The 25,096-nt window shown below is 60.2% G+C and carries 28 protein-coding genes, 2 tRNA genes and 1 pseudogene; 15 read left to right on the top strand and 16 right to left on the bottom strand.

Annotated features, from left to right (window positions below; genetic code table 11):
• The first annotated feature begins 3 nt into the window (after positions 1-3).
• The 5 genes and pseudogenes from I5961_RS06080 (at position 4) to I5961_RS06060 (ending at position 5,463) form a co-directional block, all read left to right on the top strand.
• Positions 4-80, top strand: a tRNA-Met gene (locus tag I5961_RS06080).
• 205 nt (positions 81-285) lie between these two features.
• Positions 286-362: transfer RNA gene (locus tag I5961_RS06075), tRNA-Met, on the top strand.
• Positions 363-642: 280 nt separating this feature from the next.
• Positions 643-3,281: pseudogene (gene mprF / locus I5961_RS06070) on the top strand (bifunctional lysylphosphatidylglycerol flippase/synthetase MprF).
• Positions 3,281-4,576 carry a virulence factor family protein gene (locus I5961_RS06065; protein WP_085697398.1) on the top strand — a complete coding sequence of 432 codons (1,296 nt, stop codon included), beginning with the start codon at positions 3,281-3,283 and terminating at the stop codon, positions 4,574-4,576. Before mprF ends, I5961_RS06065 begins: the two are co-directional and overlap by 1 nt.
• Positions 4,577-5,136: 560 nt before the next feature.
• A complete protein-coding gene (locus I5961_RS06060) occupies positions 5,137-5,463 on the top strand; it encodes a DUF3077 domain-containing protein (RefSeq protein ID WP_227234629.1) in 327 nt (108 codons plus the stop codon).
• A gap of 54 nt (positions 5,464-5,517) precedes the next feature.
• Here the strand turns inward: I5961_RS06060 and I5961_RS06055 are convergent, their stop codons facing one another.
• From I5961_RS06055 to I5961_RS06045, 3 genes are all read right to left on the bottom strand, one after another.
• The gene (locus I5961_RS06055; protein ID WP_007954964.1) at positions 5,518-5,805 is read right to left on the bottom strand and encodes a type II toxin-antitoxin system RelE family toxin; all 288 of its coding nucleotides are present in this window, start codon (positions 5,803-5,805) and stop codon (positions 5,518-5,520) included.
• A gap of 11 nt (positions 5,806-5,816) precedes the next feature.
• The gene (locus I5961_RS06050; RefSeq protein ID WP_085697396.1) at positions 5,817-6,107 is read right to left on the bottom strand and encodes a Phd-YefM; all 291 of its coding nucleotides are present in this window, start codon (positions 6,105-6,107) and stop codon (positions 5,817-5,819) included.
• A gap of 172 nt (positions 6,108-6,279) precedes the next feature.
• On the bottom strand, positions 6,280-8,121 hold the full coding sequence (locus I5961_RS06045) for a potassium transporter Kup (RefSeq protein WP_413541595.1): 1,842 nt from the start codon (positions 8,119-8,121) through the stop codon (positions 6,280-6,282).
• 351 nt (positions 8,122-8,472) lie between these two features.
• Here I5961_RS06045 and rimO point away from each other — a divergent pair, with 351 nt between their 5' ends.
• The 6 genes from rimO (at position 8,473) to tsaA (ending at position 13,490) form a co-directional block, all read left to right on the top strand.
• On the top strand, positions 8,473-9,810 hold the full coding sequence (rimO, locus tag I5961_RS06040) for a 30S ribosomal protein S12 methylthiotransferase RimO (protein WP_227234625.1): 1,338 nt from the start codon (positions 8,473-8,475) through the stop codon (positions 9,808-9,810).
• Positions 9,811-9,921: 111 nt separating this feature from the next.
• On the top strand, positions 9,922-10,395 hold the full coding sequence (locus tag I5961_RS06035) for a GNAT family N-acetyltransferase (RefSeq protein WP_227235565.1): 474 nt from the start codon (positions 9,922-9,924) through the stop codon (positions 10,393-10,395).
• An 83-nt stretch (positions 10,396-10,478) separates the two neighbouring features.
• Positions 10,479-11,189, top strand: a complete 711-nt coding sequence (locus I5961_RS06030; protein ID WP_227234623.1) for an rRNA pseudouridine synthase — start codon at positions 10,479-10,481, stop codon at positions 11,187-11,189.
• Positions 11,190-11,262: 73 nt separating this feature from the next.
• Positions 11,263-11,730, top strand: coding sequence for a DUF1456 family protein (locus tag I5961_RS06025; RefSeq protein WP_085697391.1), 468 nt, complete (start codon positions 11,263-11,265; stop codon positions 11,728-11,730).
• Positions 11,731-11,863: 133 nt separating this feature from the next.
• On the top strand, positions 11,864-12,634 hold the full coding sequence (locus I5961_RS06020) for an SDR family oxidoreductase (RefSeq protein WP_227234621.1): 771 nt from the start codon (positions 11,864-11,866) through the stop codon (positions 12,632-12,634).
• Between the two features lie 157 nt (positions 12,635-12,791).
• The gene (gene tsaA, locus I5961_RS06015; protein ID WP_227234620.1) at positions 12,792-13,490 is read left to right on the top strand and encodes a tRNA (N6-threonylcarbamoyladenosine(37)-N6)-methyltransferase TrmO; all 699 of its coding nucleotides are present in this window, start codon (positions 12,792-12,794) and stop codon (positions 13,488-13,490) included.
• A gap of 110 nt (positions 13,491-13,600) precedes the next feature.
• On the opposite strand, the gene fpr is transcribed toward tsaA, so the two are convergent.
• A complete protein-coding gene (gene fpr, locus I5961_RS06010) occupies positions 13,601-14,380 on the bottom strand; it encodes a ferredoxin-NADP reductase (RefSeq protein ID WP_085702623.1) in 780 nt (259 codons plus the stop codon).
• Positions 14,381-14,524: 144 nt separating this feature from the next.
• On the opposite strand from fpr, the gene I5961_RS06005 reads away from it, so the two are divergent.
• A complete protein-coding gene (locus tag I5961_RS06005; RefSeq protein WP_085697388.1) occupies positions 14,525-15,451 on the top strand; it encodes a LysR family transcriptional regulator in 927 nt (308 codons plus the stop codon).
• Here I5961_RS06005 and I5961_RS06000 read toward each other — a convergent pair.
• Positions 15,448-15,810, bottom strand: coding sequence for a diacylglycerol kinase (locus tag I5961_RS06000; RefSeq protein ID WP_003222276.1), 363 nt, complete (start codon positions 15,808-15,810; stop codon positions 15,448-15,450). The genes I5961_RS06005 and I5961_RS06000 overlap by 4 nt on opposite strands.
• A 75-nt stretch (positions 15,811-15,885) precedes the next feature.
• Entirely contained in the window at positions 15,886-16,536 is a 651-nt protein-coding gene (erdR, locus tag I5961_RS05995) for a response regulator transcription factor ErdR (protein WP_085647827.1), read from the bottom strand.
• On the opposite strand from erdR, the gene I5961_RS05990 reads away from it, so the two are divergent.
• Positions 16,529-16,702 carry a hypothetical protein gene (locus tag I5961_RS05990; RefSeq protein WP_170929707.1) on the top strand — a complete coding sequence of 58 codons (174 nt, stop codon included), beginning with the start codon at positions 16,529-16,531 and terminating at the stop codon, positions 16,700-16,702. The genes erdR and I5961_RS05990 overlap by 8 nt on opposite strands.
• 58 nt (positions 16,703-16,760) lie before the next feature.
• Here the strand turns inward: I5961_RS05990 and I5961_RS05985 are convergent, their stop codons facing one another.
• Positions 16,761-17,504: a tRNA-uridine aminocarboxypropyltransferase gene (locus I5961_RS05985; RefSeq protein ID WP_227234619.1), complete on the bottom strand. Its 744-nt coding sequence runs from the start codon at positions 17,502-17,504 to the stop codon at positions 16,761-16,763.
• Positions 17,505-17,693: 189 nt separating this feature from the next.
• On the opposite strand from I5961_RS05985, the gene I5961_RS05980 reads away from it, so the two are divergent.
• On the top strand, positions 17,694-18,119 hold the full coding sequence (locus I5961_RS05980; protein WP_085697386.1) for a PA3611 family quorum-sensing-regulated virulence factor: 426 nt from the start codon (positions 17,694-17,696) through the stop codon (positions 18,117-18,119).
• On the opposite strand, the gene I5961_RS05975 is transcribed toward I5961_RS05980, so the two are convergent.
• Positions 18,120-18,314 (bottom strand): hypothetical protein, encoded by a 195-nt coding sequence (locus I5961_RS05975; protein WP_085697385.1) that lies wholly within the window; start codon positions 18,312-18,314, stop codon positions 18,120-18,122. It lies immediately after the preceding gene.
• Positions 18,315-18,667: 353 nt separating this feature from the next.
• Here I5961_RS05975 and I5961_RS05970 point away from each other — a divergent pair, with 353 nt between their 5' ends.
• Positions 18,668-19,786: a TIGR00730 family Rossman fold protein gene (locus I5961_RS05970; protein WP_085702622.1), complete on the top strand. Its 1,119-nt coding sequence runs from the start codon at positions 18,668-18,670 to the stop codon at positions 19,784-19,786.
• A 61-nt stretch (positions 19,787-19,847) separates the two neighbouring features.
• On the opposite strand, the gene recX is transcribed toward I5961_RS05970, so the two are convergent.
• The 8 genes from recX to I5961_RS05930 form a co-directional block, all read right to left on the bottom strand.
• Positions 19,848-20,318, bottom strand: a complete 471-nt coding sequence (recX, locus tag I5961_RS05965; RefSeq protein WP_085702621.1) for a recombination regulator RecX — start codon at positions 20,316-20,318, stop codon at positions 19,848-19,850.
• Positions 20,319-20,326: 8 nt separating this feature from the next.
• A complete protein-coding gene (gene recA, locus I5961_RS05960) occupies positions 20,327-21,385 on the bottom strand; it encodes a recombinase RecA (protein ID WP_085702620.1) in 1,059 nt (352 codons plus the stop codon).
• An 83-nt stretch (positions 21,386-21,468) separates the two neighbouring features.
• Positions 21,469-21,969, bottom strand: a complete 501-nt coding sequence (locus I5961_RS05955) for a CinA family protein (protein WP_085702619.1) — start codon at positions 21,967-21,969, stop codon at positions 21,469-21,471.
• A 68-nt stretch (positions 21,970-22,037) separates the two neighbouring features.
• A complete protein-coding gene (locus tag I5961_RS05950) occupies positions 22,038-22,568 on the bottom strand; it encodes a lysis system i-spanin subunit Rz (protein WP_085697381.1) in 531 nt (176 codons plus the stop codon).
• On the bottom strand, positions 22,550-23,113 hold the full coding sequence (locus tag I5961_RS05945; protein ID WP_085697380.1) for a glycoside hydrolase family 19 protein: 564 nt from the start codon (positions 23,111-23,113) through the stop codon (positions 22,550-22,552). Before I5961_RS05945 ends, I5961_RS05950 begins: the two co-directional genes overlap by 19 nt.
• A 56-nt stretch (positions 23,114-23,169) precedes the next feature.
• Entirely contained in the window at positions 23,170-23,412 is a 243-nt protein-coding gene (locus I5961_RS05940; protein ID WP_227234618.1) for a hypothetical protein, read from the bottom strand.
• Positions 23,413-23,423: 11 nt separating this feature from the next.
• Positions 23,424-24,626: a carbohydrate binding domain-containing protein gene (locus tag I5961_RS05935; RefSeq protein WP_227234616.1), complete on the bottom strand. Its 1,203-nt coding sequence runs from the start codon at positions 24,624-24,626 to the stop codon at positions 23,424-23,426.
• Between the two features lie 29 nt (positions 24,627-24,655).
• On the bottom strand, positions 24,656-25,096 hold the full coding sequence (locus I5961_RS05930) for a phage tail assembly chaperone (protein WP_227234614.1): 441 nt from the start codon (positions 25,094-25,096) through the stop codon (positions 24,656-24,658).

The following is a 25,096-nucleotide window of genomic DNA, read 5'->3' as shown; positions in this document are numbered from 1 at the left end:
AGACGCGGGATGGAGCAGTCTGGTAGCTCGTCGGGCTCATAACCCGAAGGTCGTCGGTTCAAATCCGGCTCCCGCAACCAAACATCAGAAAAGGCCAATCGAAAGATTGGCCTTTTTTGTGCGCTTCGGTTTTTTCGGATCCAGTCGAACATTCCGGAAATCGTTCCGATTCCGAAACTTAGCGCTTCCCCTGCGACCGTTTGCCGCGATTGCACACTTATTTGACCCTTCACGGGATTATCGGTTGACACCCCGCCGTTCGCCTGTAGAATGCCGCCACACAGACGCGGGATGGAGCAGTCTGGTAGCTCGTCGGGCTCATAACCCGAAGGTCGTCGGTTCAAATCCGGCTCCCGCAACCAAACATCAAAAAAGGCTACTCGAAAGAGTGGCCTTTTTTGTATCTGTGGAAAAAGTCCTTTCGCAACAATGATCTGTCACTGTGCAGTGAACCGTTCAGGATCTTCAGTCCCGCCAGGTTGCGACTATGCTTGAAGTCGCAGGCAAGGCGTCTGCAATCCAGGAGCTGCCCTCGCCGATACCCGGTGAGAGGCGTAGTATTTTGTGATTATTTTTTTCTACAGGGATTGGTAACTTGGCTGGATACCTCCATCCTGTCGCGCACAATCCAAGAGGTGATTGATGCGCGCCAACTCGTCTGATTCACAAGACACCGTCACAGCGAACCCACCGATCAAGCCTGAGCGTCTGCGCCTGCTGGATCGGATCAGCAAATACCGGCAACCGATCGGTCTGGCGGTCACTTTGCTGCTGTTCGCCATCGCGCTGATTGCCTGTCGCCATCTGCTCAGCGAACTCGATCTCGACGCACTGCACGACTCGATTCTCGAGGTGCCGAAACCGGCCCTTCTCGGCGCCCTCGGTGCGACAGTCATCGGCTTCATCATTCTGCTCGGCTACGAATGGTCGGCCAGTCGATATGCGCGCGTGACGCTGACACCGAAAACCCTGGCTCTGGGCGGCTTCACCGCGTTTGCCATCGGCAATGCCATCGGCCTGTCGATGCTGTCCGGTGGCTCGGTGCGTTACCGTCTATATGCACGGCATGGCCTGGGCGCTTCCGAAGTCGCGCACATGACCCTGTTCGCCAGCCTGTCGCTGGGCTGCGCCCTGCCGCCACTGGCCGCCCTTGCGACCCTGAGCAACCTGCCGGCCGCCTCACAGGCACTGGGACTGTCCGAGACCTTGTTGGGTACGATTGCCGGCGTGGTGTTGCTGCTCGGTGCGATTCTGGCCATCGGCATCTATCGCCGTCGCCTGCCGGAGCAACCTTATCTGGACAACCTGCTGGTCCGGGCCGGTCGTCGCACCCTGCGTCTGCCGGGTCGTCGCCTGACGTTCCTGCAACTGGTCATTACCGCCCTCGACGTCGCCGCCGCTGCAACCGTGCTTTATCTGCTGCTGCCGCAAGCGCCGCCCTTCGGTGCATTCCTGTTGGTCTATCTGCTGGCACTGGCGGCCGGTGTACTCAGCCACGTTCCGGGTGGTGTGGGTGTTTTTGAAGCGATTCTGCTCGCTGCGTTCGCCGACAAACTCGGCGCCGCGCCGCTGGCTGCCGCCCTGCTGCTGTATCGCCTGATCTATGTAGTGCTGCCGTTGCTGGTGGCCTGCGTGCTGTTGCTGCTCAACGAAGGCCAGCGCCTGTTTCAGTCGCAGACCATGCGTGCAGCGTCCGGTCTGGCGGCACCGATCCTCGCGGTGCTGGTGTTCCTGTCCGGCGTGGTGCTGCTGTTTTCCGGCGCGACGCCAGAGATCGACACTCGTCTGGAGCACATCGGTTTTCTGATTCCTCACCGTCTGGTCGACGCCTCGCACTTTGGCGCCAGCCTGATCGGCGTGCTGTGCCTGATGCTCGCTCAAGGCCTGCGTCGCCGGTTGTCGGCGGCATGGATGCTGACCACCATTCTGTTGCTGGTGGGCGCCCTGCTCTCGCTGCTCAAGGGTTTCGACTGGGAAGAGGCGACCCTGATGACCCTCACCGCCGCGCTGCTGGGGTGTTCCGTCGTTCGTTCTATCGCCCGAGCCGTCTGACCGAATTGCCGTTCTCGCCGCTGTATCTGGTGGCCAGCCTGTGCGTACTCGGTGCTTCGACCTGGCTTTTGCTGTTCGCTTATCAGGACGTTCCGTACAGCCATCAACTGTGGTGGCAGTTCACCCTCGACGCCGACGCCCCGCGCGGTCTGCGCTCGCTGCTCGGTGCCGCCGTGTTGTTGCTGGTGATTGCCCTGACCTGGCTGCTGCGCACCGCTCGCCCGGTGATCCACTTGCCGACACCCGATGAGCTGGAGCGCGCCTCGAAAATCCTGATGGCCTCTTCGCAACCGGACGGCGGCCTGGCCCTGACCGGCGACAAGGCGCTGCTGTTTCACCCCAATGATGAAGCCTTCCTGATGTATGCCCGTCGCGGCCGCAGTCTGGTGGCCCTGTACGACCCGATCGGCCCCGGCCAGCAACGGGCCGAGATGATCTGGCAGTTCCGCGACCTGTGCGACATCCATCACGCCCGCCCGGTGTTCTATCAGGTGCGCGCCGAGAACCTGCCGTACTACATGGACATCGGCCTGACCGCGATCAAGCTGGGCGAAGAAGCCCGGGTCGATCTGCATCGCTTTGACCTGGAAGCCAAGGGCAAGGAGATGAAGGACCTGCGCTACACCTGGAATCGTGGCACCCGCGATGGTCTGTCGCTGGAAATCCATGAGCCGGGCCACGCACCGATGGATGAGCTCAAGGTGATTTCCGATGCCTGGCTCACCGGCAAGAACGTGCGCGAGAAAGGCTTCTCCCTCGGCCGTTTCAGCGACGATTACCTGAGGCATTTCCGCATCGCGGTGATTCGCTTCGAAGGCCGCCCGGTGGCGTTCGCCAACCTGCTCGAGACCTACAGCCATGATCTGGCCAGTCTCGACCTGATGCGCGCGCACCCGGACGCCCCCAAGCTGACCATGGAATTCATGATGGTCGGTCTGATTCAACACTATAAGAGTCACGGATACGCGCGCTTCAGCCTGGGCATGGTGCCGCTGTCGGGGTTGCAACCCCGGCGCGGGGCACCGCTGACCCAGCGTCTGGGCTCGATGGTTTTCCGCCGTGGTGAGCAGCTGTACAACTTCCAAGGCTTGCGCCGCTTCAAAGACAAGTTCCAGCCTGACTGGGAACCCCGTTATATGGCCGTGCCCGCCGGACTCGATCCGCTGGTGGCGCTGGCCGACACTGCTGCCCTGATCGCGGGCGGCTTGACTGGATTGGTGAAACGCTGATGATTCAACGCTCCCTGAAGTACATCCTGGTCGCACTGCTGGTGCTGGCCGCGATTGCCGGTGGCGGTTTCTGGTACCTCAAACGCCCGGCACCGGAACCGACCCTCGAACAGCTCACCCCGGCCGATGGCGCCGCCATGACCCGGGTCATCCCCGGCACCAAGCCCAAGGCTCAGGTGTTGGTGGCAGTCAACGACGACCAGAAACTCAGCGACAAGCAACTAAGCACCCTGAGCCGCAGCGCCTCGGCGCAGATCGTTCAGGTGATCCTGCCCAAGGACTGCCTGCTGCAGAGCCGCGCCCTGCAAGCCGGCCTGCGCGAACTGAACGGCCCGGCGACGCTGGTCAGCGGCATCGGCCCCGGCGCCGTGCTGGCGTGGCGCTGGTTGTCCGAACAGAAAGACGACAAGGCCCAGGCCGTCTCCGTCGACCTGGCCCTGGAAAAACCCGGCTGCACCCATCTGCTGCCAAAATCCTCCGCCCACGGCCACTGGCTGGTGGCGTGGAACGACAACCCGGACGACACCAGCGCCGGTTTCGTGCGCGATCAACCGAACGCCGAAACCAGCATCAGCGACTACGACATCAACCTGCCGCAAGTGCTGAACAACGAACTGCGCAAGATCCTCGTCGGGGGCGACAAGGCCAACGGCGGCCTGCAGATCCCGGTGGTGGAAGTCCCGGCCGGCCAGGCCAAGGACACCGTGACCCTGTTCCTGTCCGGCGACGGCGGCTGGCGTGACCTGGACCGCGACGTGGCCGGTGAAATGGCCAAGATCGGCTACCCGGTCGTCGGCATCGACACCCTGCGCTATTACTGGCAGCACAAGAGCCCGGAACAGAGCGCGCTGGACCTGACCGAACTGATGCAGCACTACCGCCAGAAATGGGGCACCAAGCGCTTCATCCTGACCGGTTACTCGTTCGGCGCCGACGTCCTGCCGGCCATCTACAACCGCCTGCCGGAAACCGAGCAGCAACGCGTCGACGCAATCATCCTGCTGGCCTTCGCCCGCACCGGCAGTTTCGAAATCGAAGTCGAAGGCTGGCTCGGCAATGCCGGCAAAGAAGCCGCCACCGGCCCGGAAATGGCCAAGCTGCCACCGGCCAAGGTCGTGTGCATCTACGGTGAAGAAGAAACCGACGAAAGCGGTTGCACCGACAAGACCGCGGTGGGCGAAGCGGTGAAGCTGCCTGGCGGCCACCACTTCGACGAGAACTACCCGGCGCTGGCCAAGCGCTTGGTGGACTTGATCGAGAAGCGCCAGAACACGGCGCAGGTGGCGGAAGAGTGATCTGAAGCGCCCCCCAAAAAAGCCCCCGCAACTTCGCAGTTGCGGGGGCTTTTTCACTCAATGCTTGACTCTTCATGAAATTGAAAACGCCAGGCGTCCACATTCCATAAAACGTGGACACCTGCTTCATTGGCCTTTTCGAGTCGTCAACTCCACATTCATCTGCCGCATCAAAGACGCGCAAAACCTCCATCAACATTGAATTTCGTTTACGTCTGGTGTCGCAATATCAGATGACGTCCGCATACCTTGTAGGCAAACTCCTAATCTCCTGCTTGAGCACTTTGCCGCCCTATTGCGCTGTTTTCCGACGGGATACTCTCCAGAGGTCGCTGACCCTTTCAGCGATCGGGTGTGGTAACCCGGATAAACCAGCGCAACAGCACCCTCATCACAATCACAGACACTTTCAAGCCTGTGATTTCGAGTTATGGCAGCTGTGCGTGGGACGCCTTCGGGCGTGCCGGTTTCCTTGGTTCCCGGTTTACCACCCTGCGTACAGCTGCCTCCCTTTCGTGTGGTAACGGAAGTCGCAGCTCCTCGAACCAAGGAGTAACACCATGACCGAAACGAAATCGCCGTCCCCCGCAGATCTCACAACAATCGGCTTCACCTCTTTCCTCTACAGCTCGGATCAGGCGTTACTCAACGTTCGCTCCGGCGTCCCGATCGTCGAAGCACTGTCCCAGGCTTCAGACCTATTGTTCCTCGCCAAATCCTTAGCCGAGGATGCCGCCTACGACAAGGAGAGCGACCGTCACGCCTGGGCCGCGCACTACCTGACGATAATCGGCAAAGCCTTGGTCGACGACGTGATGAAGGCCCTGATGCCGCGACCCGCGAGAACGAAAACCGAGTCTGAAGCAGAGTTGCCCAAAAGCATGTAACGGCATAAAAACGAAAAAGCCCCGCCAGCCAAAAGGCTGACGGTGGCCTTTTGTTCAGAGGCGCCTTTCAGCAGCGCCATACACCTCTTCGTCACGTCGAGCCCCCACCGCAACGATCAACACCTGGATGGCCCGGCCATCAACTCTATAAACGATTCGCGTGTCGCCCGTTCGAATTCGTCTGCACCCCGCAAGACTGGCCCTCAGAGGCTTGCCACTTTTATCCGGCTCGCCGTGGATGATCCGTTCTTCGATCACATCCAGTATCCGGTTGGCAGCTGCTGATCCCAATTGATCAAGATCCCCTTGGACTTCCGGATGATAAATCACTCCCCAAACCATCCAGCGCTCCCTTAATCCTTCCGGGCGTACCTTGCCCGCATATCCTCATGGCTGACAGCCTTGGTCTGATCAAAATTGCTCAGACGTTCGCGGGCTGCCGCTTCAATGCGAAGGTCCTCAAGTTCATCCAGCATTTCCTGATAGGCCTGCACGTTGATGATGACCGCTGCCGGTTGATTGTCCTTGAAGATGACCAGACGCTCAGTGGCACGACTGGAAATCTCCTTGAGCTTCGCGCTGAAGCTCCTGACCATGGCAGTCACGGAAATTGCTTGGTCAGCACGCTCTAATAATGCCGTCATAATCACCTCTCACTCACATGCTGATGCGTACGTTAATGCACAAAGTATTGTGCTGAATTAAACATAGTGCAACTTGCTGTTTCCACTATCCGACCAAGCACTCCAACCGGACACGCACAAAAAAGCCCCCGACAGCCACAAGGCTGACGGGGGCTTTCAGTTCAGACGGAGCCTAAATCTCCACCTGCGTCCCCAATTCAATCACCCGGTTCAGCGGCAGATTGAAGAACCGCAGGTTCCCGTTGGCGTTCTTCAACATGAACGCAAACAGCGCTTCACGCCAACGGGCCATGCCTTCGAGTTTCGAGGCGATAACCGTTTCGCGGCTGAGGAAGTAGGTGGTGCGCATCGGGCTGAAGTCCAGGTCGTCCAAATGACACAGTTTCAGCGCCTGCGGCACGTCCGGCTCGTCAGTGAAGCCGAAGTGCAGGATCACCCGGAAGAAGCCTTCGCCATGGGCCTCGACTTCGAAGCGTCGGGATGGTGGTACGCGCGGAATGTCTTCGTAGACCACGGTCAGCAGCACCACTTGTTCATGCAGCACCTGGTTGTGCAGCAGGTTGTGCAACAGCGCATGCGGCACCGCGTCGGAACGGGCGGTGAGGAACACGGCTGTGCCCTGAACGCGGTGCGGCGGCTGCACGCGGATGCTGCTGATGAAGATCGGCAGCGGCAGCGCGCCTTCGTCCAGGCGCTCGACCAGCAACTGCTTGCCGCGCTTCCAGGTGGTCATGAGGATGAACAAGGCGATACCGGCGACCACCGGGAACGCACCGCCCTGGACGATCTTCGGCACGTTGGCGGCGAAGTACAGGCCGTCCACCAGCAGGAAGCCGATCAGCACCGGCACGGCCAGCACCGGCGGCCATTTCCACAACAGCAACATGACCGCCGACACCAGAATCGTAGTCATCAGCATGGTGCCGGTTACCGCAACACCATAGGCCGAGGCCAGTGCGCCGGAGGATTCGAAGCCCAGCACCAACAGGACAACGCCGACCATCAGCGCCCAGTTCACTGCGCCAATATAAATCTGGCCCTGCTCGTCGCTGGACGTGTGCTGGATGTACATACGCGGAATGTAACCAAGCTGAATCGCCTGACGGGTCAGGGAGAACGCGCCGGAAATCACCGCCTGGGACGCAATGACGGTGGCCAGGGTCGACAGACCGACCAGCGGAATCAGCGCCCAGCCTGGCGCCAGCAGGTAGAACGGGTTGCGCGCCGCTTCCGGGTTGTCCAGCAGCAAGGCGCCCTGTCCGAAGTAGTTAAGCACCAGCGCCGGCAGCACCAGCAGGAACCACGCCCGGGCGATCGGCTTGCGACCGAAGTGGCCCATATCGGCGTACAGCGCTTCGGCACCGGTCAGCGCCAGCACCACGGCGCCGAGAATCGCCACGCCCATGCCGGTATGCACCATGAAAAAGCGCACGGCCCAGATCGGGTTCAGGGCCTTTAGCACTTCCGGGGAATGGCTGATGCCGTACACGCCCAGAGCGCCGAGAACGAGGAACCAGGTGACCATGATCGGCCCGAAAAGAATGCCGATCCGTGCTGTGCCATGGCTCTGGATCAGAAACAGCCCGACCAGCACCACCAACGACAACGGCACGACCCAATGGTCGATCCCGTCAAATGCCAGGCCCAGACCTTCGATGGCCGACAGCACAGAGATCGCCGGGGTGATCATGCTGTCGCCATAGAACAGCGCTGCGCCGATCAAGCCGCAGACCACCAGCAGCGAACGCAATTTTCTGCGCTCCCCCGCTGCCCGCCGTGCCAGTGCGGTGAGCGCCATGATGCCGCCCTCGCCCTGGTTGTCGGCACGCAGCACGAACATCATGTATTTGATCGACACGACCCAGATCAGCGACCAGAAGATCAACGACAGAATGCCCAGCACTCCGTCGTGGTTCACCGGTACGCCGTAACCGCCGGAAAACACTTCTTTGAGGGTGTACAACGGGCTTGTGCCGATGTCGCCGTAAACTACCCCGACTGCCGCGACCAGCATACTCAGCGGCTTGGTGGCCGAACCTTCGGCGCCTGCCGCATGACTACTTGCCTGACCCATCCAACACTCCTACTTCTCAGAACCGGCTTCTTTGAATGAAGCACTATGCTTTGTGGTGCAGCATGCGCTGTTTTACCTGCTGTTACAGACGTTTTGTTGACTGTAAAAAATTGGTAAAGCTCAACGGCGCGAAGCATAGCGCAGCACTCGTCGTATTTCCCTGCATAAAGCTGGTCAAGTGCGTTGCTCATCGCTAGAATTGCGCACTTTTTGATCAGAGGCGCAGTTCAAGCGCCCGTCCGTCGGCTTCCGCCATCAGGCAAGCGACGTCACAAAACACCGAGGTTAGACATGTCCACCACTCCTGCGCCGGCCAATCCAAAGGTTGGCTTCGTTTCTCTGGGTTGCCCGAAAGCACTGGTCGACTCCGAGCGCATCCTGACCCAGCTGCGCATGGAAGGCTATGACGTGGTGTCCAACTATCAGGACGCCGACGTGGTCGTGGTCAACACCTGCGGCTTCATCGACTCGGCCAAGGCCGAATCACTGGAAGTCATCGGTGAAGCGATCAAGGAAAACGGCAAGGTCATCGTGACCGGCTGCATGGGCGTGGAAGAAGGCAACATCCGTGACGTGCACCCGAGCGTGCTGGCCGTCACCGGTCCGCAGCAGTACGAGCAAGTGGTCAACGCGGTGCACGAAGTCGTGCCGCCGAAGCAGGATCACAACCCGCTGATCGACCTGGTGCCGCCGCAAGGCATCAAGCTGACTCCGCGTCACTACGCGTACCTGAAGATTTCCGAAGGCTGCAACCACAGCTGCAGCTTCTGCATCATCCCGTCGATGCGCGGCAAACTGGTCAGCCGTCCGGTCGGCGACGTGCTCAACGAAGCCCAGCGCCTGGTGAAATCCGGCGTGAAGGAACTGCTGGTGATTTCCCAGGACACCAGCGCCTACGGCGTTGACGTCAAATACCGCACCGGTTTCTGGAACGGCGCGCCGGTGAAAACCCGCATGACCGAACTGTGCGAAGCGCTGAGCACCCTCGGCGTCTGGGTCCGTCTGCACTACGTTTACCCGTACCCGCACGTCGACGAGCTGATCCCGCTGATGGCCGCCGGCAAGATCCTGCCGTACCTGGACATCCCGTTCCAGCACGCCAGCCCGAAAGTCCTGAAGGCGATGAAACGCCCGGCGTTCGAAGACAAGACCCTGGCGCGGATCAAGAACTGGCGCGAGATCTGCCCGGACCTGATCATCCGTTCGACCTTCATCGTCGGCTTCCCCGGTGAAACCGAAGAGGACTTCCAGTACCTGCTGGACTGGCTGACCGAAGCCCAACTCGACCGCGTCGGCTGCTTCCAGTACTCGCCGGTCGAAGGCGCACCGGCCAATGACCTGAACCTGGATATCGTTCCGGACGACGTCAAGCAGGATCGTTGGGAGCGCTTCATGGCACACCAGCAGGAAATCAGCTCGGCCCGTCTGCAAATGCGCATCGGCCGTGAAATCGAAGTGCTGGTGGACGAAGTCGACGAGCAAGGCGCAGTCGGCCGCTGCTTCTTCGATGCCCCGGAAATCGACGGCAACGTGTTCATCGACAATGGCAGCAACCTCAAGCCGGGCGACAAGGTCTGGTGCAAGGTGACCGACGCCGACGAGTACGACCTCTGGGCCGAACAGATCTAAGCGCGAAAAATACAGAAAGCCCCGCTCTCTTTTACGAGATGCGGGGCTTTTTTACGGCTATCGTTTGGGGTGGGAAGGACTCCCTCATCCATGACAAAGAGGCTATCGGGCATGCGTCACCACTCGGTCATCCACACGCCGAAACTCAGCGATTATCAGGAACTGACCCGGGTCTGGGAGGCCTCGGTGCGCGCGACTCATGATTTTCTGCCGGAATCCTACATCGAGCTGCTGAAGAATCTGGTGCTGACCCGCTACCTCGACGCAGTGATGCTGATCTGCACCCGCGACAGCCACCAGCGCATCACCGGATTTGCCGGGGTCGCGGCGGGCAAGATCGAAATGCTGTTCATCGACCCGGCGCATCGCGGCCAGGGCCTTGGCAGGAAACTGCTGAAGTACGCCATGGAGCACCTGAACGCCGACGAACTGGACGTCAACGAACAGAACCCGCAGGCCCTGGGGTTTTATTTCAAGCAAGGGTTCGAGGTGATCGGCCGCTCGGAAGTCGATGGCATGGGCCAGCCCTATCCGCTGTTGCATATGCGTCTGAAACAACCGGAGCAGCGCGCGGTACGCGGCTAAAAGCCACACGGCGCAAATGCAATCGGGCTTAACCGGCCCCAGGCAGGTACAATGCCCACCCCTTTTTTGTTACGGCCCCTGTCATGACTGACCCGATTCGCCTCTCCAAACGCCTCATCGAACTGGTCGGTTGTTCCCGCCGCGAGGCCGAGCTGTTCATCGAGGGCGGCTGGGTCACCGTGGACGGCGAAATCATCGACGAGCCGCAATTCAAGGTCGGCGACCAGAAAGTCGAGCTCGACAAGGACGCCAAGGCCACCGCGCCGGAGCCGGTGACCATTCTGCTCAACGTGCCGGCCGGCATGGATGTCGACACCGCCATGCAGTCGCTGAATGCCGACACCCTCAGCGAAGAGCACCGCTATGGCAAGCGTCCGCTGCGCGGGCATTTCCTGCGCCTGACCGCCAGCGCTGACCTGCAACCCAAGGCCAGCGGCCTGCTGGTGTTCACCCAGGACTGGAAGGTGCTGCGCAAGCTCACCGCCGACGCGGCCAAAATCGAGCAGGAATACGTGGTCGAAGTCGAAGGCGACATGGTTGCCCACGGCCTCAATCGCCTGCAGCACGGCCTCACCCACAAGGGCAAGGAGCTGCCGCCGGTCAAGGCCAGCTGGCAGAACGAAAACCGCCTGCGCTTCGCCATGAAGAACCCGCAGCCGGGAATCATCGCCCAGCTCTGCGAAGCGGTCGGCCTGAAGGTGATCGGCAGCCGCCGCATCCGCATCGGCGGCGTGTCCATCGGCAAGGTGCCTGTCGGCCAATGGCGCTACCTGTCCGGCAAAGAGAAATTCTAAGGCTCGCAAGCCACCCTATATTTCCGGCACCGCGCCCGCGCGATGCCCACAGCGAACAAACAGGATTGCACACATGGTTCACAATGACGTTCTGCGCAGCGTGCGCTACATGCTCGACATCAGCGACAAGAAAGTGGTCGAGATCATCAAACTCGGCGGCCTGGACGTCACGCTTGCCGATGTCGTGACCTACCTCGACAAGAAAGAAGAAGACGAAGAAGGCTTCGTGCGCTGCCCGGACGAAGTCATCGCGCACTTCCTCGACGGTCTGGTGATTTTCAAGCGCGGCAAGGACGAGAGCCGTCCGCCGCTGCCGATCGAAGTGCCGGTGACCAACAACATCATCCTGAAAAAGCTGCGCGTGGCCTTCGAACTGAAAGAAGACGACATGCACGCGATCCTCAAGTCGGCCGATTTTCCGGTGTCCAAGCCTGAGCTGAGCGCGCTGTTCCGCAAGGTCGGCCACACCAACTACCGCCCGTGCGGCGATCAGTTGCTGCGCAATTTCCTCAAGGGCCTGACCCTGCGCGTTCGCGGCTGATTTTTTGCAAAAACAAAACGGCGACTTCGGTCGCCGTTTTCATGCATGCCCCTCCATTCCTTCCAAAAATAGTGGCTCCGCTTTTCGCGGCCGGCGACTAGGGTGTACTGAACCCTAGCCCTCAGGATTCGCCATGCACCCGTATTTCTCCCTGCAAGGCCGCACCGCCCTGGTGACCGGCGGCACCCGTGGTATCGGCAAAATGATCGCCAAGGCCTTTGTCGAAGCCGGCGCCCGCGTGTACGTCTGCTCCCGTGACGCTGAAGCCTGTCATCAAACCGCTGAAGAACTCAGTGCCGTGGGCACTTGCCTGGGCGTGGCGGCGAATCTGGCGACGGAAGAAGGCGTAAAAGAACTGGTCGCGCGACTGGGCGAGCAGATCACTCATCTGGACATTCTGGTGAACAACGCCGGCACCACCTGGGGCGCTCCGCTGGAGAGCTACCCGGTCAAGGGCTGGGAAAAGGTCATGCAACTCAACGTGACCTCGGTGTTCAGTTGCATCCAGCAATTTCTGCCGTTGCTGCGCAAATCCGGCTCGGCGGCCAATCCGGCGCGGATCATCAACATCGGTTCGGTGGCGGGGATCTCGTCTTTCGGTGAACAGGCCTACGCCTATGGGCCGAGCAAGGCTGCTCTGCATCAACTGTCGCGAATTCTCGCCCGGGAACTGGTGAGCCAGCACATCAACGTCAACGTCATCGCGCCGGGGCGTTTCCCGAGCAAGATGACCCAGCATATCGGCAACGATCAGCAGGCACTGGCCGAAGACACCGCGCTGATCCCGATGAAACGCTGGGGCCGTGAAGAGGAAATGGCGGCGTTGGCGATCAGCCTGGCGAGTACTGCCGGGGCGTATATGACCGGGAATATCATTCCGTTGGATGGCGGGTTTAGTCTTTAGGTCGGCGACCCGGCCTTCGCGAGCAAGCTCGCTCCCACATTTGGAATGCGTACTCCTGTGGGAGCGAGCTTGCTCGCGAAGAGGCCAGCCCTGCCACCACCAGACTTGAAGCCTGCCGGGTTATCATGCCCGCCCTGCTCCGCTTCGAATGCACACCATGACTTACAGCGTTTCCCCCATCGGCTTTGTCCGCTCCTGCTTCAAGGAGAAGTTCGCCATCCCGCGCCAGCCGCAACTGGCCCCCGCCGCCCGTGGCGTGCTGGAACTGGTGGCACCGTTCGATCAGGGCGACGCAGTACAGGGGCTGGAGCAGGTCAGTCATGTCTGGCTGCTGTTCCTGTTCCATCAGGCACTGGAAGAAAAGCCGCGCCTCAAAGTCCGCCCTCCGCGCCTGGGTGGCAACAAGTCCATGGGCGTGTTCGCCACTCGCGCCACGCATCGGCCGAACGGCATCGGCCAGTCAGTGGTGAAGCTGGACAAAGTCGAGGCCAATCGCCTGTTCATCTCCGGTATCGACCTTCTGGATGGCACGCCGATTCTCGACATCAAACCCTACGTGCCCTACGCCGACATTATTGCTGACGCGTCCAACAGCATCGCCAGCGCTGCGCCGCAGTTGATTGACGTGCAGTGGACGGACTCGGCGCTGAAACAGGCGCACACACACGCTCAACGCCTCGATGAACCTTTAGTGGCGCTGATCGAGCAATGCCTGGCCCAGGACCCGCGTCCGGCGTATCAGACGCCCGCGCCCGAACGCGAATACGGCGCGCAGTTCTGGGATCTGGATGTGCGCTGGCATTACCCCACGCCGGAGCAGATTCGCGTCCTGGAAGTGATTCCCGCCGCTGACTGAACCCCGAAAACGAAAAAGCCCGCGCTGCCTTCTCAGGCAACGCGGGCTGATCGTTCCCACGCTCTGCGTGGGAATGCATCCAGTGACGCTCTGCGTCACCTATAAACAGCTTACTTCTCGACGAATGCACGCTCGATCAGGTAATCACCCGGCTCACGCATACGCGCCGAAATCTTCAGGCCGAAGCTGTCGAGCACTTCGCTGGTCTCGTCGAGCATGCTCGGGCTGCCGCAGATCATCGCGCGGTCGTCCTGCGGGTTGATCGGAGGCAGGCCGATGTCGCGGAACAGCTTGCCGCTGCGCATCAGGTCGGTCAGACGGCCCTGATTCTCGAACGGCTCGCGGGTCACGGTCGGGTAGTAGATCAGCTTGTCACGCAGCGCTTCGCCGAAGAACTCGTTCTGCGGCAGGTGCTCGGTGATGAACTCGCGGTAGGCGACTTCGTTGACGTAACGGACGCCGTGAACCAGGATCACTTTCTCGAAGCGCTCGTAGGTTTCCGGGTCCTGGATCACGCTCATGAACGGCGCCAGACCGGTGCCGGTGCTCAGCAGGTACAGGTGCTTGCCCGGGTTCAGGTCGTCCAGCACCAGGGTGCCGGTCGGTTTCTTCGAGATGATGATCTCGTCGCCTTCCTTCAGGTGCTGCAGCTGGGAGGTCAGCGGACCGTCCTGCACCTTGATGCTGAAGAACTCGAGATGCTCTTCCCAGTTCGGGCTGGCGATCGAGTAAGCGCGCATAAGCGGGCGGCCGTTTGGCTGTTGCAGGCCGATCATCACGAACTGACCGTTCTCGAAGCGCAGGCCCGGATCGCGGGTGCACTTGAAGCTGAACAGAGTGTCGTTCCAGTGATGAACACTGAGGACACGCTCGTGGTTCATGTTGCTCATGTACGTGGGACTCCTGGAGATTGATCTGCGCCTGCCCGGCTCGCGTTGAAGGATGCCGACGGTGCGCAATTGCATCGCATTCTAATAGCGCCGACAATATCTGTTAACTGGATTATTAAGATAAGGGTTATCGGTTATATCGATATGCGATTTACTCTTCGTCAACTGCAAGTCTTCGTTGCTGTCGCCCAACAGGAAAGCGTGTCCCGTGCTGCGGGTCTGCTCAACCTGTCGCAATCGGCCGCCAGCACTTCCATCACCGAACTGGAGCGCCAGTCCAGCTGCCAGCTGTTCGACCGCGCCGGCAAACGTCTGAGCCTCAACGCTCTGGGCAAACAGTTGCTGCCGCAAGCCGTGGCCCTGCTCGATCAGGCCAAGGAAATCGAAGACCTGCTCAACGGCAAATCCGGTTTCGGCTCACTGTCGGTGGGCGCGACCCTGACCATCGGCAATTACCTGGCGACGCTGCTGATTGGCGGCTTCATGCAGCGCCATCCCGAAAGTCAGGTGAAGCTGCATGTGCAGAACACTGCCAATATCGTGCAACAAGTGGCTCATTACGAAATTGATCTGGGTCTAATCGAAGGCGATTGCAGCCATCCGGACATCGAAGTACAGAGCTGGGTCGAGGATGAACTCGTGGTGTTCTGCGCCCCGCAGCATCCACTGGCCAAACGCGGCAGCGCGACCATGGAAGCGTTAACGCACGAAGCGTGGATTTTGCGGGAACAGGGTTCGGGGACGCGCCTGACGTTCGATCAGGCGATGCGCCATCACCGCAGCGCGCTGAACATCCGGCTGGAGCTGGAACACACCGAAGCGATCAAGCGCGCCGTGGAATCAGGTCTGGGGATTGGCTGCATCTCGCGCCTGGCGCTGCGTGATGCCTTCCGTCGCGGCAGCCTGGTGCCGGTGGAGACGCCGGATCTGGATCTGGCGCGGCAGTTCTATTTCATCTGGCACAAACAGAAGTACCAGACCTCCGCCATGCGCGAATTCCTCGACCTGTGCCGCGCCTTCACCGCCGGGGTCCAGCGCAGCGACGAGATCGTTCTGCCGAGCATCGCCTAAAGCAGAATCACCGCCCACACCAGGGCAATCATGCTCAGCGCCACGAATTGCGCGGCACTGCCCATGTCCTTGGCGTTCTTGGACAGCGGGTGCAACTCAAGCGAGATGCGGTCAATGGCCGCCTCCACTGCCGAATTCAACAGCTCGACGATCAGCGCCAGCAGGCACACAGCGATCAGCAACGCCTGCTCGACCCGGCTGACATTGAGAAAAAACGTCAGCGGAATCAGCACCACGTTGAGCAGCACCAGTTGGCGGAAAGCAGCTTCGCCAGTGAAGGCGGCGCGCAAGCCGTCCAGCGAGTAACCGGAAGCGTTGAGGATGCGTTTCAGGCCCGTCTGGCCCTTGAAAGGTGACATAAAGTAGATAACCGACCGAAAGAAAGTGGGGAAGCTAGATCAACGAAAGTCAAAAAAGCGTGAAGACGCCAGCACTTACTGGCTCGGAATTGACTCAAGTTGCTGCAGCAGTAAAGCTGCCTGGGTCCGGGTTCGCACGTTCAACTTGCGAAAGATCGCCGTGACGTGCGCCTTGATGGTCGCTTCGGACACGCTCAGCTCGTAGGCGATCTGCTTGTTCAGCAACCCTTCGCAGACCATGGTCAACACCCGGAACTGCTGCGGTGTCAGGCTCGCGAGGCCATCACTGGCAGCCTTGGCTTCATCCGAAACACTGACCGCTTCAAACGCCTGAGGCGGCCAGAACACATCGCCGTCCAGCACCTTGCGCACCGCTTCCTGAATCACGCTCAGGTCGCTGGACTTGGGAATGAAACCACTGGCGCCGAATTCCCGGGACTTGACCATCACCGAGGCTTCTTCCTGGGCCGAAACCATCACCACCGGAATCTGCGGGTATTGACCGCGCAGCATCACCAGCCCGGAAAACCCGAAAGCGCCCGGCATGTTCAGGTCCAGCAGCACCAGATCCCAGTCAGCCTTTTCGGTCAGGCGGGCTTCCAGCTCGGCGATGCTCGCCACTTCCACCATGCGCACGTCCGGGCCAAGGCCCATCGTTACCGCTTGATGCAGTGCGCTACGAAAAAGAGGGTGATCATCGGCAATCAGGATGTCGTATGTGGCCATTTTTCAAATGATCCTGTTTTTGATGGCGGGCCCGCGCATTCGGGCCTTGCCAAAGCAAATCCAGACACCGCCCGGCAGCGGCATCCACAGGGGCACGTTCAACGCCAATCACGAACAAAAACGGCGTTTCAAACCTTGGCCGCACCCCAATCGGCGCCAAGCATGACCAGCGAAGCCGGGGTGGTCAAGCCGCACGGCCACTGCTTTAGCAGTATGGGCCAGGATCAGGCCGGTACGGGGGGCGCGTTTCGGATATAGGGCTGCAATTCGGCGTGGGCCGGCGTCGACACATTGACCTCCAGTTGCTGCTTGGCCCCCAGGTAATGCTGGGTGAACACATCGAAATAGGCGTCCAGCGCCGACGCGGCGTCCGAATCGCCGGCCAGTTCCAGGCACAGCGCCGCCACTTCGGCGGTGCACAGGTGTTCACTGCGGGTCGAGCGGCGCAGGCGATAACGCGACAGCTTGTCGGGTAACAGGCTCAGAATCGGCAAGCGGTCGAAATACGGGCTCTTGCGGAAAATCTTCCGGGCTTCGGTCCAGGTCGCGTCCAGCAAGATGAACAGCGGACGCTTGCTGCTATCGAGATCCACGGTGTTGGTCACCCGCGAGGGATCGACGTACTCACCGGGGAACACCAGATACGGCTGCCATTGCGGGTCGCTCAGCAGCGCCAGCAGTTGCTCGTCAGGTTCGGTCCGGGACCAGATGAAGGCATGGTTGTCGCGCACGATGTCGGCGATCAGCCAACCGGTGTTGCTGGGTTTGAACACTTCCTTGCCTGTCATGATCAGGCAAACGCCCGAGCGCGTATCGACGGTCGGCCGCCAGGCGCACAGGCAATGGCTGATGATCACCCGACAATCGCGGCAACGCGGGGAGCGAAAGCCACGGGCCTGAATCGGCTTGATACCTTCATCCTCGCGCTGGTCGCGCAGGCGGGCCACGGCGTTGGGGGCATGATTCATTGCAGGCGGCACCGGCAGACAGGAAAACTCGACACAAACGATACTCGGCAGGGCAATAAAGGGCGGCAGTTTACCAGAGCGGCAGGCACAAGCCTGTACCCTCCCGACCGGCTCCCCTATAATTCGCCGCCACTGAACGCACAGTCACGTGGCTGGTCGAACCACCAGTCACTGAACCAGGAGAGTTTCATGCTGCGCCTTATCGTTCCCACCGCTGCCATTCTGCTGGCTTCGTCCTTCAGCGCTCAGGCGGCTTCCCTGAGTGAGCAGAATCTGAACCGAGAGCTGCGCAATGTCGCCGCACAAAGCAGCGTCGGCACGCCACGGGCGATCAACGAAGACATTCTTGATCAGGGCTACACCGTCGAAGGCACTACGCTGATCAACCACCTGAGCGTGCAAAAGAGCCACGCCGACAAAATGCGCGCCGATCCCAAAGCCGTGTATTTCCAGTTGGGCGCCTCGGTTTGCAACAATCCGTCGTACCGTAAGCTGATGGCCAAGGGCGCGATCATGCGTTACGACTTCACCGAAGTGAAAAGCAACAAGGCGATCGGCTCCGCCAGCTACCAGGAATCGGATTGCCCGAAAGCGGCTCCAGCGAAGAAGAAGTAATCATCGCGACGTGGCGCGCCGCTGTTCATCCTCGGCGCGCAGTTCGGCCAGCAAGGCCTGCAAGTAACGCGAGCGGCGATCCCCTCCCGCCAGCCGTCGGCAGCACTCCTCCTCGAGACTCACTTGGTTGGTCTCGGCCGATGCTTTCAACAACCGATACAGCTGCGTATCGATCTCCAGAATGACTCTGGTCATGTGTCCTGCCTCCTTGCCACCCGCAAATCCTTGAATAGCGTGCACCTTGCGTACGGTCGTTGACGCAAAGTTGTCGTACGGCGCCTTTAACTTAGTAAATCAGAGCATTCAGCCCTCGACGCGGCATCGGACGAGCGGTGAAAACACTTCGCAAAACGCCAATAAGCAGTTGCCAGGAAAGACTTTGCGGCGCAATGCTCGATGAGCGAGAAGTGCTTCGAGGGTCTAGATTCAAAGTATTCCCGTTCATTTTTCCAACGGCAGGAAAGGATCTGCCGGATGTCTGTTTTCTTGCAGCGCGGCACTGACGCCGCACGTCAGGGCCGAAAGCCCTGTGCAGAAGGAGAAGTTGCATGCCTTACCAACCGAATGACCTGCTCAGCCGTCATTTTCAGGAAAGCGGCCACGACCTCATCAGCAAGGTCGAAGAACAACTCAACCTCGTGTCACCCAACAGCCCGAATTCCCCCATTTACCGCGACATGATCCTGACCGTGCTGCGCATGGCCCAGGAAGACCACAACCGCTGGAATGCGAAGATCACCCTGCAAGCCCTGCGCGAACTGGAGCAGGCCTTTCGCACCCTTGAACAGTTCAAGGGACGACGCAAGGTCACGGTGTTCGGCTCGGCTCGCACCCCGGTCGAACATCCCCTTTACGCCATGGCTCGTGAACTCGGGGCGGCGCTGGCCCGCTCGAACATGATGGTCATCACGGGTGCCGGCGGCGGAATCATGGCAGCCGCGCATGAAGGTGCCGGTCGCGATCAAAGCCTCGGGTTCAACATCACCCTGCCCTTCGAACAACATGCCAATCCCACTGTGGACGGCACCAATAATCTGCTGCCGTTCCACTTCTTCTTCACCCGCAAGCTGTTCTTCGTCAAGGAGGCCGATGCGCTGGTGTTGTGCCCTGGCGGATTCGGCACCCTGGACGAAGCGCTGGAAGTACTCACGCTGATCCAGACCGGTAAAAGTCCCCTGGTGCCGGTGGTGCTGCTGGACGCACCGGGCGGGACGTTCTGGCAAGGCGCACTGGACTTCATCCGCCAGCAATTGGAGGAAAACCGCTACATCCTGCCGACCGACCTGAAGCTGATGCGCCTGGTCTACAACGTTGAAGAGGCGGTGGAACAGATCAACCAGTTCTACGGCAACTTCCACTCCAGCCGCTGGCTCAAGCGCCAGTTTGTCATTCGCATGAACCACAAGCTGAGCGATCAGGCCCTCGACCATATGCAGGAAGCCTTTGCCGATCTGTGCCTGAGCGACCAGTTCCATCAACACGCCTACGCCGGTGAAGAACACGACGAGGCTCAATTCAGCCACCTGACGCGACTGGCCTTCGCCTTCAATGCCCGGGACCACGGCCGTCTGCGAGAACTGGTGGACTACATCAACCAGCCTGAAAACTGGGCCGAGTCAAACCCCCAGACCGCGCAACGCACCCGCGAACCGTCGAAGGTAACGTGAAGGCAAAAAAACGGCCCGCTATTGAAATAGCGGGCCGTTTTTTGATTGAAGCTGGAGCGATTTAATCGTCCATCCCTCTGCCGCTGAACAAGCAGTTGATCATCTCCATCGAGAATCCCCGGTACGCCAGGAACCGACCTTGTCTGGCGCGCTCCTTGGCATCGCCGGGAAGCTGTCCGGAGAACTTCCGTTGCCACGTGTCCGTTAGCTGCTCCTGCCAGTTGATGCCGCTCTCACGCAACGCGAGTTCAATATCGGCGCGTTGCAAACCGCGCTGGCCAAGTTCTTCGCGAATCCGCAGTGGGCCGTAACCGGAGCGGGCGCGATAGGAAACAAAGCTTTCAAGATAACGGGCTTCGGAAAGCAGCCCTTCTTCCGTCAAACGGTCAAGGGCTGTTTCGATCATCTCGGGGGGAGCGCCACGCTGACGCAGTTTGCGCGTCAGCTCGACTCGACCGTGCTCGCGGCGTGCGAGCAGGTCCATGGCGGTTCGCCGCACCGCGACGAGGGTATCGAGTACGGCGGTTGTCATCGGTGCAATCAGATATCAGCGTCAGCCAGGTCGTCTTCGGTCTCTTTGACCGCAGAAGCCTTCGAGTCGGCGATCACTGTTGGCGACAGCAGTTTGTCACGCAGTTGCTTCTCGAGCTTGGCCGCAACTTCCGGGTTGTCTGCCAGGAACTTGGCCGAGTTGGCCTTGCCCTGACCGATCTTGGTGCCTTCGTAGGCATACCAGGCGCCGGACTTCTCGACAAAACCGTGCAGCACGCCCAAGTCGATCATCTCGCCGTTCAGGTAGATACCCTTGCCGTAGAGAATCTGGAACTCGGCCTGACGGAACGGCGAAGCCACCTTGTTTTTCACAACTTTGACGCGGGTTTCGCTGCCGACCACTTCGTCGCCTTCCTTCACCGCGCCGGTACGGCGGATGTCGAGACGAACCGAAGCGTAGAACTTCAGCGCGTTACCACCGGTAGTGGTTTCCGGGCTGCCGAACATCACGCCGATCTTCATCCGGATCTGGTTGATGAAGATCACCAGGCAGTTGGCGTTCTTGATGTTACCGGTGATTTTACGCAGCGCCTGGGACATCAGACGGGCTTGCAGGCCCACGTGCATGTCACCCATTTCGCCTTCGATTTCAGCCTTCGGCACCAGGGCGGCCACAGAGTCGACGATGATCACGTCAACGGCGTTGGAGCGCACCAGCATGTCGGTGATTTCGAGGGCCTGCTCGCCGGTGTCCGGCTGGGAAACCAGCAGGTCGTCGACGTTGACGCCCAGCTTGCCGGCGTACTCGGGGTCGAGGGCATGTTCGGCGTCGACGAAGGCGCAGGTCGCACCGGCTTTTTGAGCCTGGGCGATCACGGACAGCGTCAATGTGGTTTTACCGGAAGATTCAGGACCGTAGATTTCAACGATACGGCCTTTTGGCAGGCCGCCGATGCCAAGTGCGATGTCCAGACCCAGAGAGCCGGTGGAGATGGATGGGATCGCCTGACGGTCCTGATCGCCCATACGCATTACGGCACCCTTGCCGAATTGACGTTCGATCTGACCCAGGGCCGCAGCCAAGGCTTTCTTCTTGTTGTCGTCCATTAAAGTCCTCACGTAATCAATAAGGCCTGACGGCCAACACCTGTATAAGTAGCCAGTATTATTCCACAGCGTTCACGGATCGCCTACCCCTGATTTTCGATTTCTCGTGCCGCTAGTCGCAGCAAGCCGTCTAGCGCGGCCTTCACCGTTTGTCGGCGGACTTCGTCGCGGTTTCCGGGGAAGTGCTGGAGCTCACTGGAAACCGCGTCGCCCACGCCCCAAGCCAGCCAGACGGTGCCCACCGGTTTGTTCGGCGAACCACCGTCCGGCCCGGCCACACCGCTGACCGCCACGGCAAACCGCGCCAGGCTTTTCTCCTGAGCGCCACGTACCATGGCCTCGACCACCTCGCGACTGACCGCGCCCACGGTGCCGAACAGATCAGCCGGTACATTCAACTGCTGGGTTTTCTGGCGGTTGGAGTAGGTCACGTAACCCGCCTCGAACCACGCCGAACTCCCCGGAATGCGGGTGATGGCTTCGGCAATCCCGCCACCGGTACAGGACTCGGCCGTAGTGACGTGGGCGTTGAGCAATTGCAGACGTCGGCCAAGTTCGGCCGCCAGTTGGGTGATTTCTTTCACGGCGCGCTCCGGATCGGATGGAATGGGTACCACCGTACACGAGCCGGTTGCGCTTTCAATACACAAGCTTATTCAAAATGTGCAGGCGCCAGCGCTCTGATATAGGCCTGACAAGCCTGCAAGGCAATCAGTCCACGGTCGCCTTCGCCGGTAATGGCGACAATTCGTCGAGCATGCGCCGGGTCAAGTCGGGCGCGTACGGTTGCATGATCCACGCCGCCGGCGCCGGTGGTGGCTGACACACCGCAGCCTTGGGCAGCATCGCCTGCGTCGATGAGGACTGACAGGCGCAGATCAGCAGTGGCAAGACGATCGCGCAGGCGATCCTGATCACGTTGGGCATCGTTCAGTGCTCGGTAATGAGTTTGTTCACTGGCCGCGAGCCGTTGCTCAACGGCCAGTCGCTTGTCCTGCTCGGCCTGTTGCGCAGTCGCGGCCGTCAGGGTCAGTTGATTGAGGATTTCGGCGTGCTGCCGGGCCTGCTCGGCCAGTTGCCGACCGTAGCGCCAGTCCTGGAATTGCCACGCCAGCGCCGCCGACCCTGCGACCAGCAGCACCAGGCCAATCAGCCGCCAGATGCTCAGACCGAAGGCAGGCATAGCACCGCCCTCGCCCGCCCCCACAGCTCCAGGCGATCCTGCAAGCCGTTCAACCCGCCGTTGATCCGCCGGGTAATGCTGTTGAACTGATCCTGATCCGCCAGCGCGTTCAGGCCATTCTTCTCCCAGAACCACGCAGCGGACTCGGCCGCCCATTGCGGTTGTTCCAGCAGTTCCGGCAGCGCCAGCAAACGCTCATCGCCGAACAGCCCGAGACTGCACTGGCGATAGTTGGCGCGCCCGGTGATCTGGATCAACCCGCGACCGCGATACTTCTGCCCGTCGCCATCCGCCTCGGGCGTGTTACCCAGGCGCAAGGCCAGCGTACCGGTGTCGTATTTGCTCAGGTATTGGTTGTTGCCCAGTTCACGCACGTACTGCAACTGCCCCGATTCGTGTCCGATCTGGGCGAGAAACGCAGCGATGCGCTTGGGCGTGTCGATGCGATGGCGCGCCATGGCATCGTTGAGTGCAGAAACAAAAACGCCCGCTTGGCGGCGGGCGTTGGGCATGATGTTGAGTAGGTTGTCTTCAGTAATTTGCATAATGCTCGATCCTCCCTGGATGCTCCGATTGAATCACGGTTGGCGGCCGGAGCTGATCAGCCATTGTTTACCTCAGTTTTCAGAGTGCTGTCGGGAGCAACCTGAATCATTCGTTTGAATAAACCCAGCATGCCTTGATTGGCCGTCACACTCTCGTGCGGCGGATCCAGTGGCAGTACCTGCCCGCCAGACACCAGCCACTCCTGATACTCGAGCCAGTCACGGTTGGTCGGCTCCTGTGGAATGAACGCTGAATCACTCAGGCGCAGAACGCCAGACGATGTGAGCTGATAACTCATGCACTTACCTCCTAGATATCCGCGTCCGCGGTCCATTCGATCTGCAAAATCTGCCCGGGAACACTGCCGACAGGGGTCACGGTGGCAATGGCAAAGCTTCGCTCGGTCACGCTTTGCAAAACGGTCCCCGTACACGCCTTCATCAGACCCTGATGCCAGACTTGATTGCTCGCATCTCCCGGGCAGTACAGCACGATGGTAGGTTGCACGCGCTTGAGCACCTGCATATCGATGCTCATTCCGTACTGACCGGTATTGGCCGCCGCAGCCTGGGTGAAGTTACCAATGCAGGTTGCGGCACCATTGTTCGAACGGATCGGCAGACGATTCGCAAAAGACTTCTCGAAATAACGCTGACAAAGGCTCAGCTCTTCCGCCGCCGGACGATATTCAAACGGTGTCGCAATCGGCCCCTCCTCCAGTTGCACCTGTGCCAGATCGACGGTCTGCAACACGTTGAGCGGCAGATCGAACGACAAGGTCAGGCAATCATTCGCGCCCAGCATTTTCCCGGCGATGGTCGGCACCTGAAACGTTGCGCTGTATTTCTTCCACGAAGTACTCAGTTGAAAGACATCGACAACCTTCACCACACCTTGCGAGCCCCCCGTCCCGAACTGCTGGGTAATCGTGACTCGCAACGGACGCGTCGCATCGGATCGCGCCCAGAAGCTGACCGTCGCCGTTCGTCCGGCCAGAGTCCTGACCGATTCGATGCTCTGGGAGACTCCATGTACTGTTGCCCCGGTGCCTGCAGTTGCCTGCTGCCAGCGCAGGAAATAAGCGGGCTCCCCCGTGACTTCGGTCTGACCGAGGGCAAAATCCTGGCGCGAAATGCTGACACCCGCGTTGCCGTTCCAGTCGCAGCGGAAGCGATCCGCCACATACCCACCGATGTTCGGCCCCAGATTCGTCGTGCCGCGTTGCCAGATGTCGAATCCGCCATTGATCAGCAGATTCTTGCGATAAACCTGCACGGGAAACTGCTGCAGCGGATCGGGTTTCGCCAGTTGCCGAATTGCCTGGGCCAGTTGATCGGTCTGCTCCTCATCCGGCGTCAGGCCGGCGGCCGTGATCGCGTTGAGAATTTCCTGGGTCACACTGTTTCCCCAGCTGGCCGGGATCAACGATCCCGGTTTTCCGGCGATGGGGTCTTCATCGACGAACTTGCCATTCTCCAAGCCTGAGCCGGGAACGCTTTTCGGATAATCCATATTGATTCCTCATTGAATGAGTCAACGGCTCAGCCGTTCGACCGCAGCAAGCCTTCAAGCCAGTCGGGCTCTACCGGACGAGCCTGAGCATCCGGAAACTCTGGATCATTGGGCCAGTCGCGCAGTGCCTGCCGATAGGCAAGAAGCTGTTTGAATTCTTCGGTACGCAGTGTCGTGCCCTCGCCGACTTCCAGCTCTTCAGCGTCACGCCATACCAGCCATTGAGTGTCTTGCAGGACGTTGTCGCGCCACGCGCGCTCCCGGGAAGCCAGAACCTGCGGGGAGATGACCGGATCGGTCAGTACGGGTTGCCCACTGGCACTGGCGCTGATGACCTTGCCGCTTGCCTGCCCGGCAAACAGTTCGGCGTATTGGGCGCGGGTGATTTCCACGGCGCCTTCCGGTGGCTCCGGATAGGGACTGTCGACCAGTTCGAAGCCGCGTGTCTGTGCATAAAAATAAATAGCCAT

The organism is Pseudomonas sp. IAC-BECa141 (genome assembly GCF_020544405.1).
Lineage (GTDB): Bacteria > Pseudomonadota > Gammaproteobacteria > Pseudomonadales > Pseudomonadaceae > Aquipseudomonas.
Note: the sequence above shows the minus strand (reverse complement) of the source record. Positions and strands in the feature narration are given on the sequence as shown.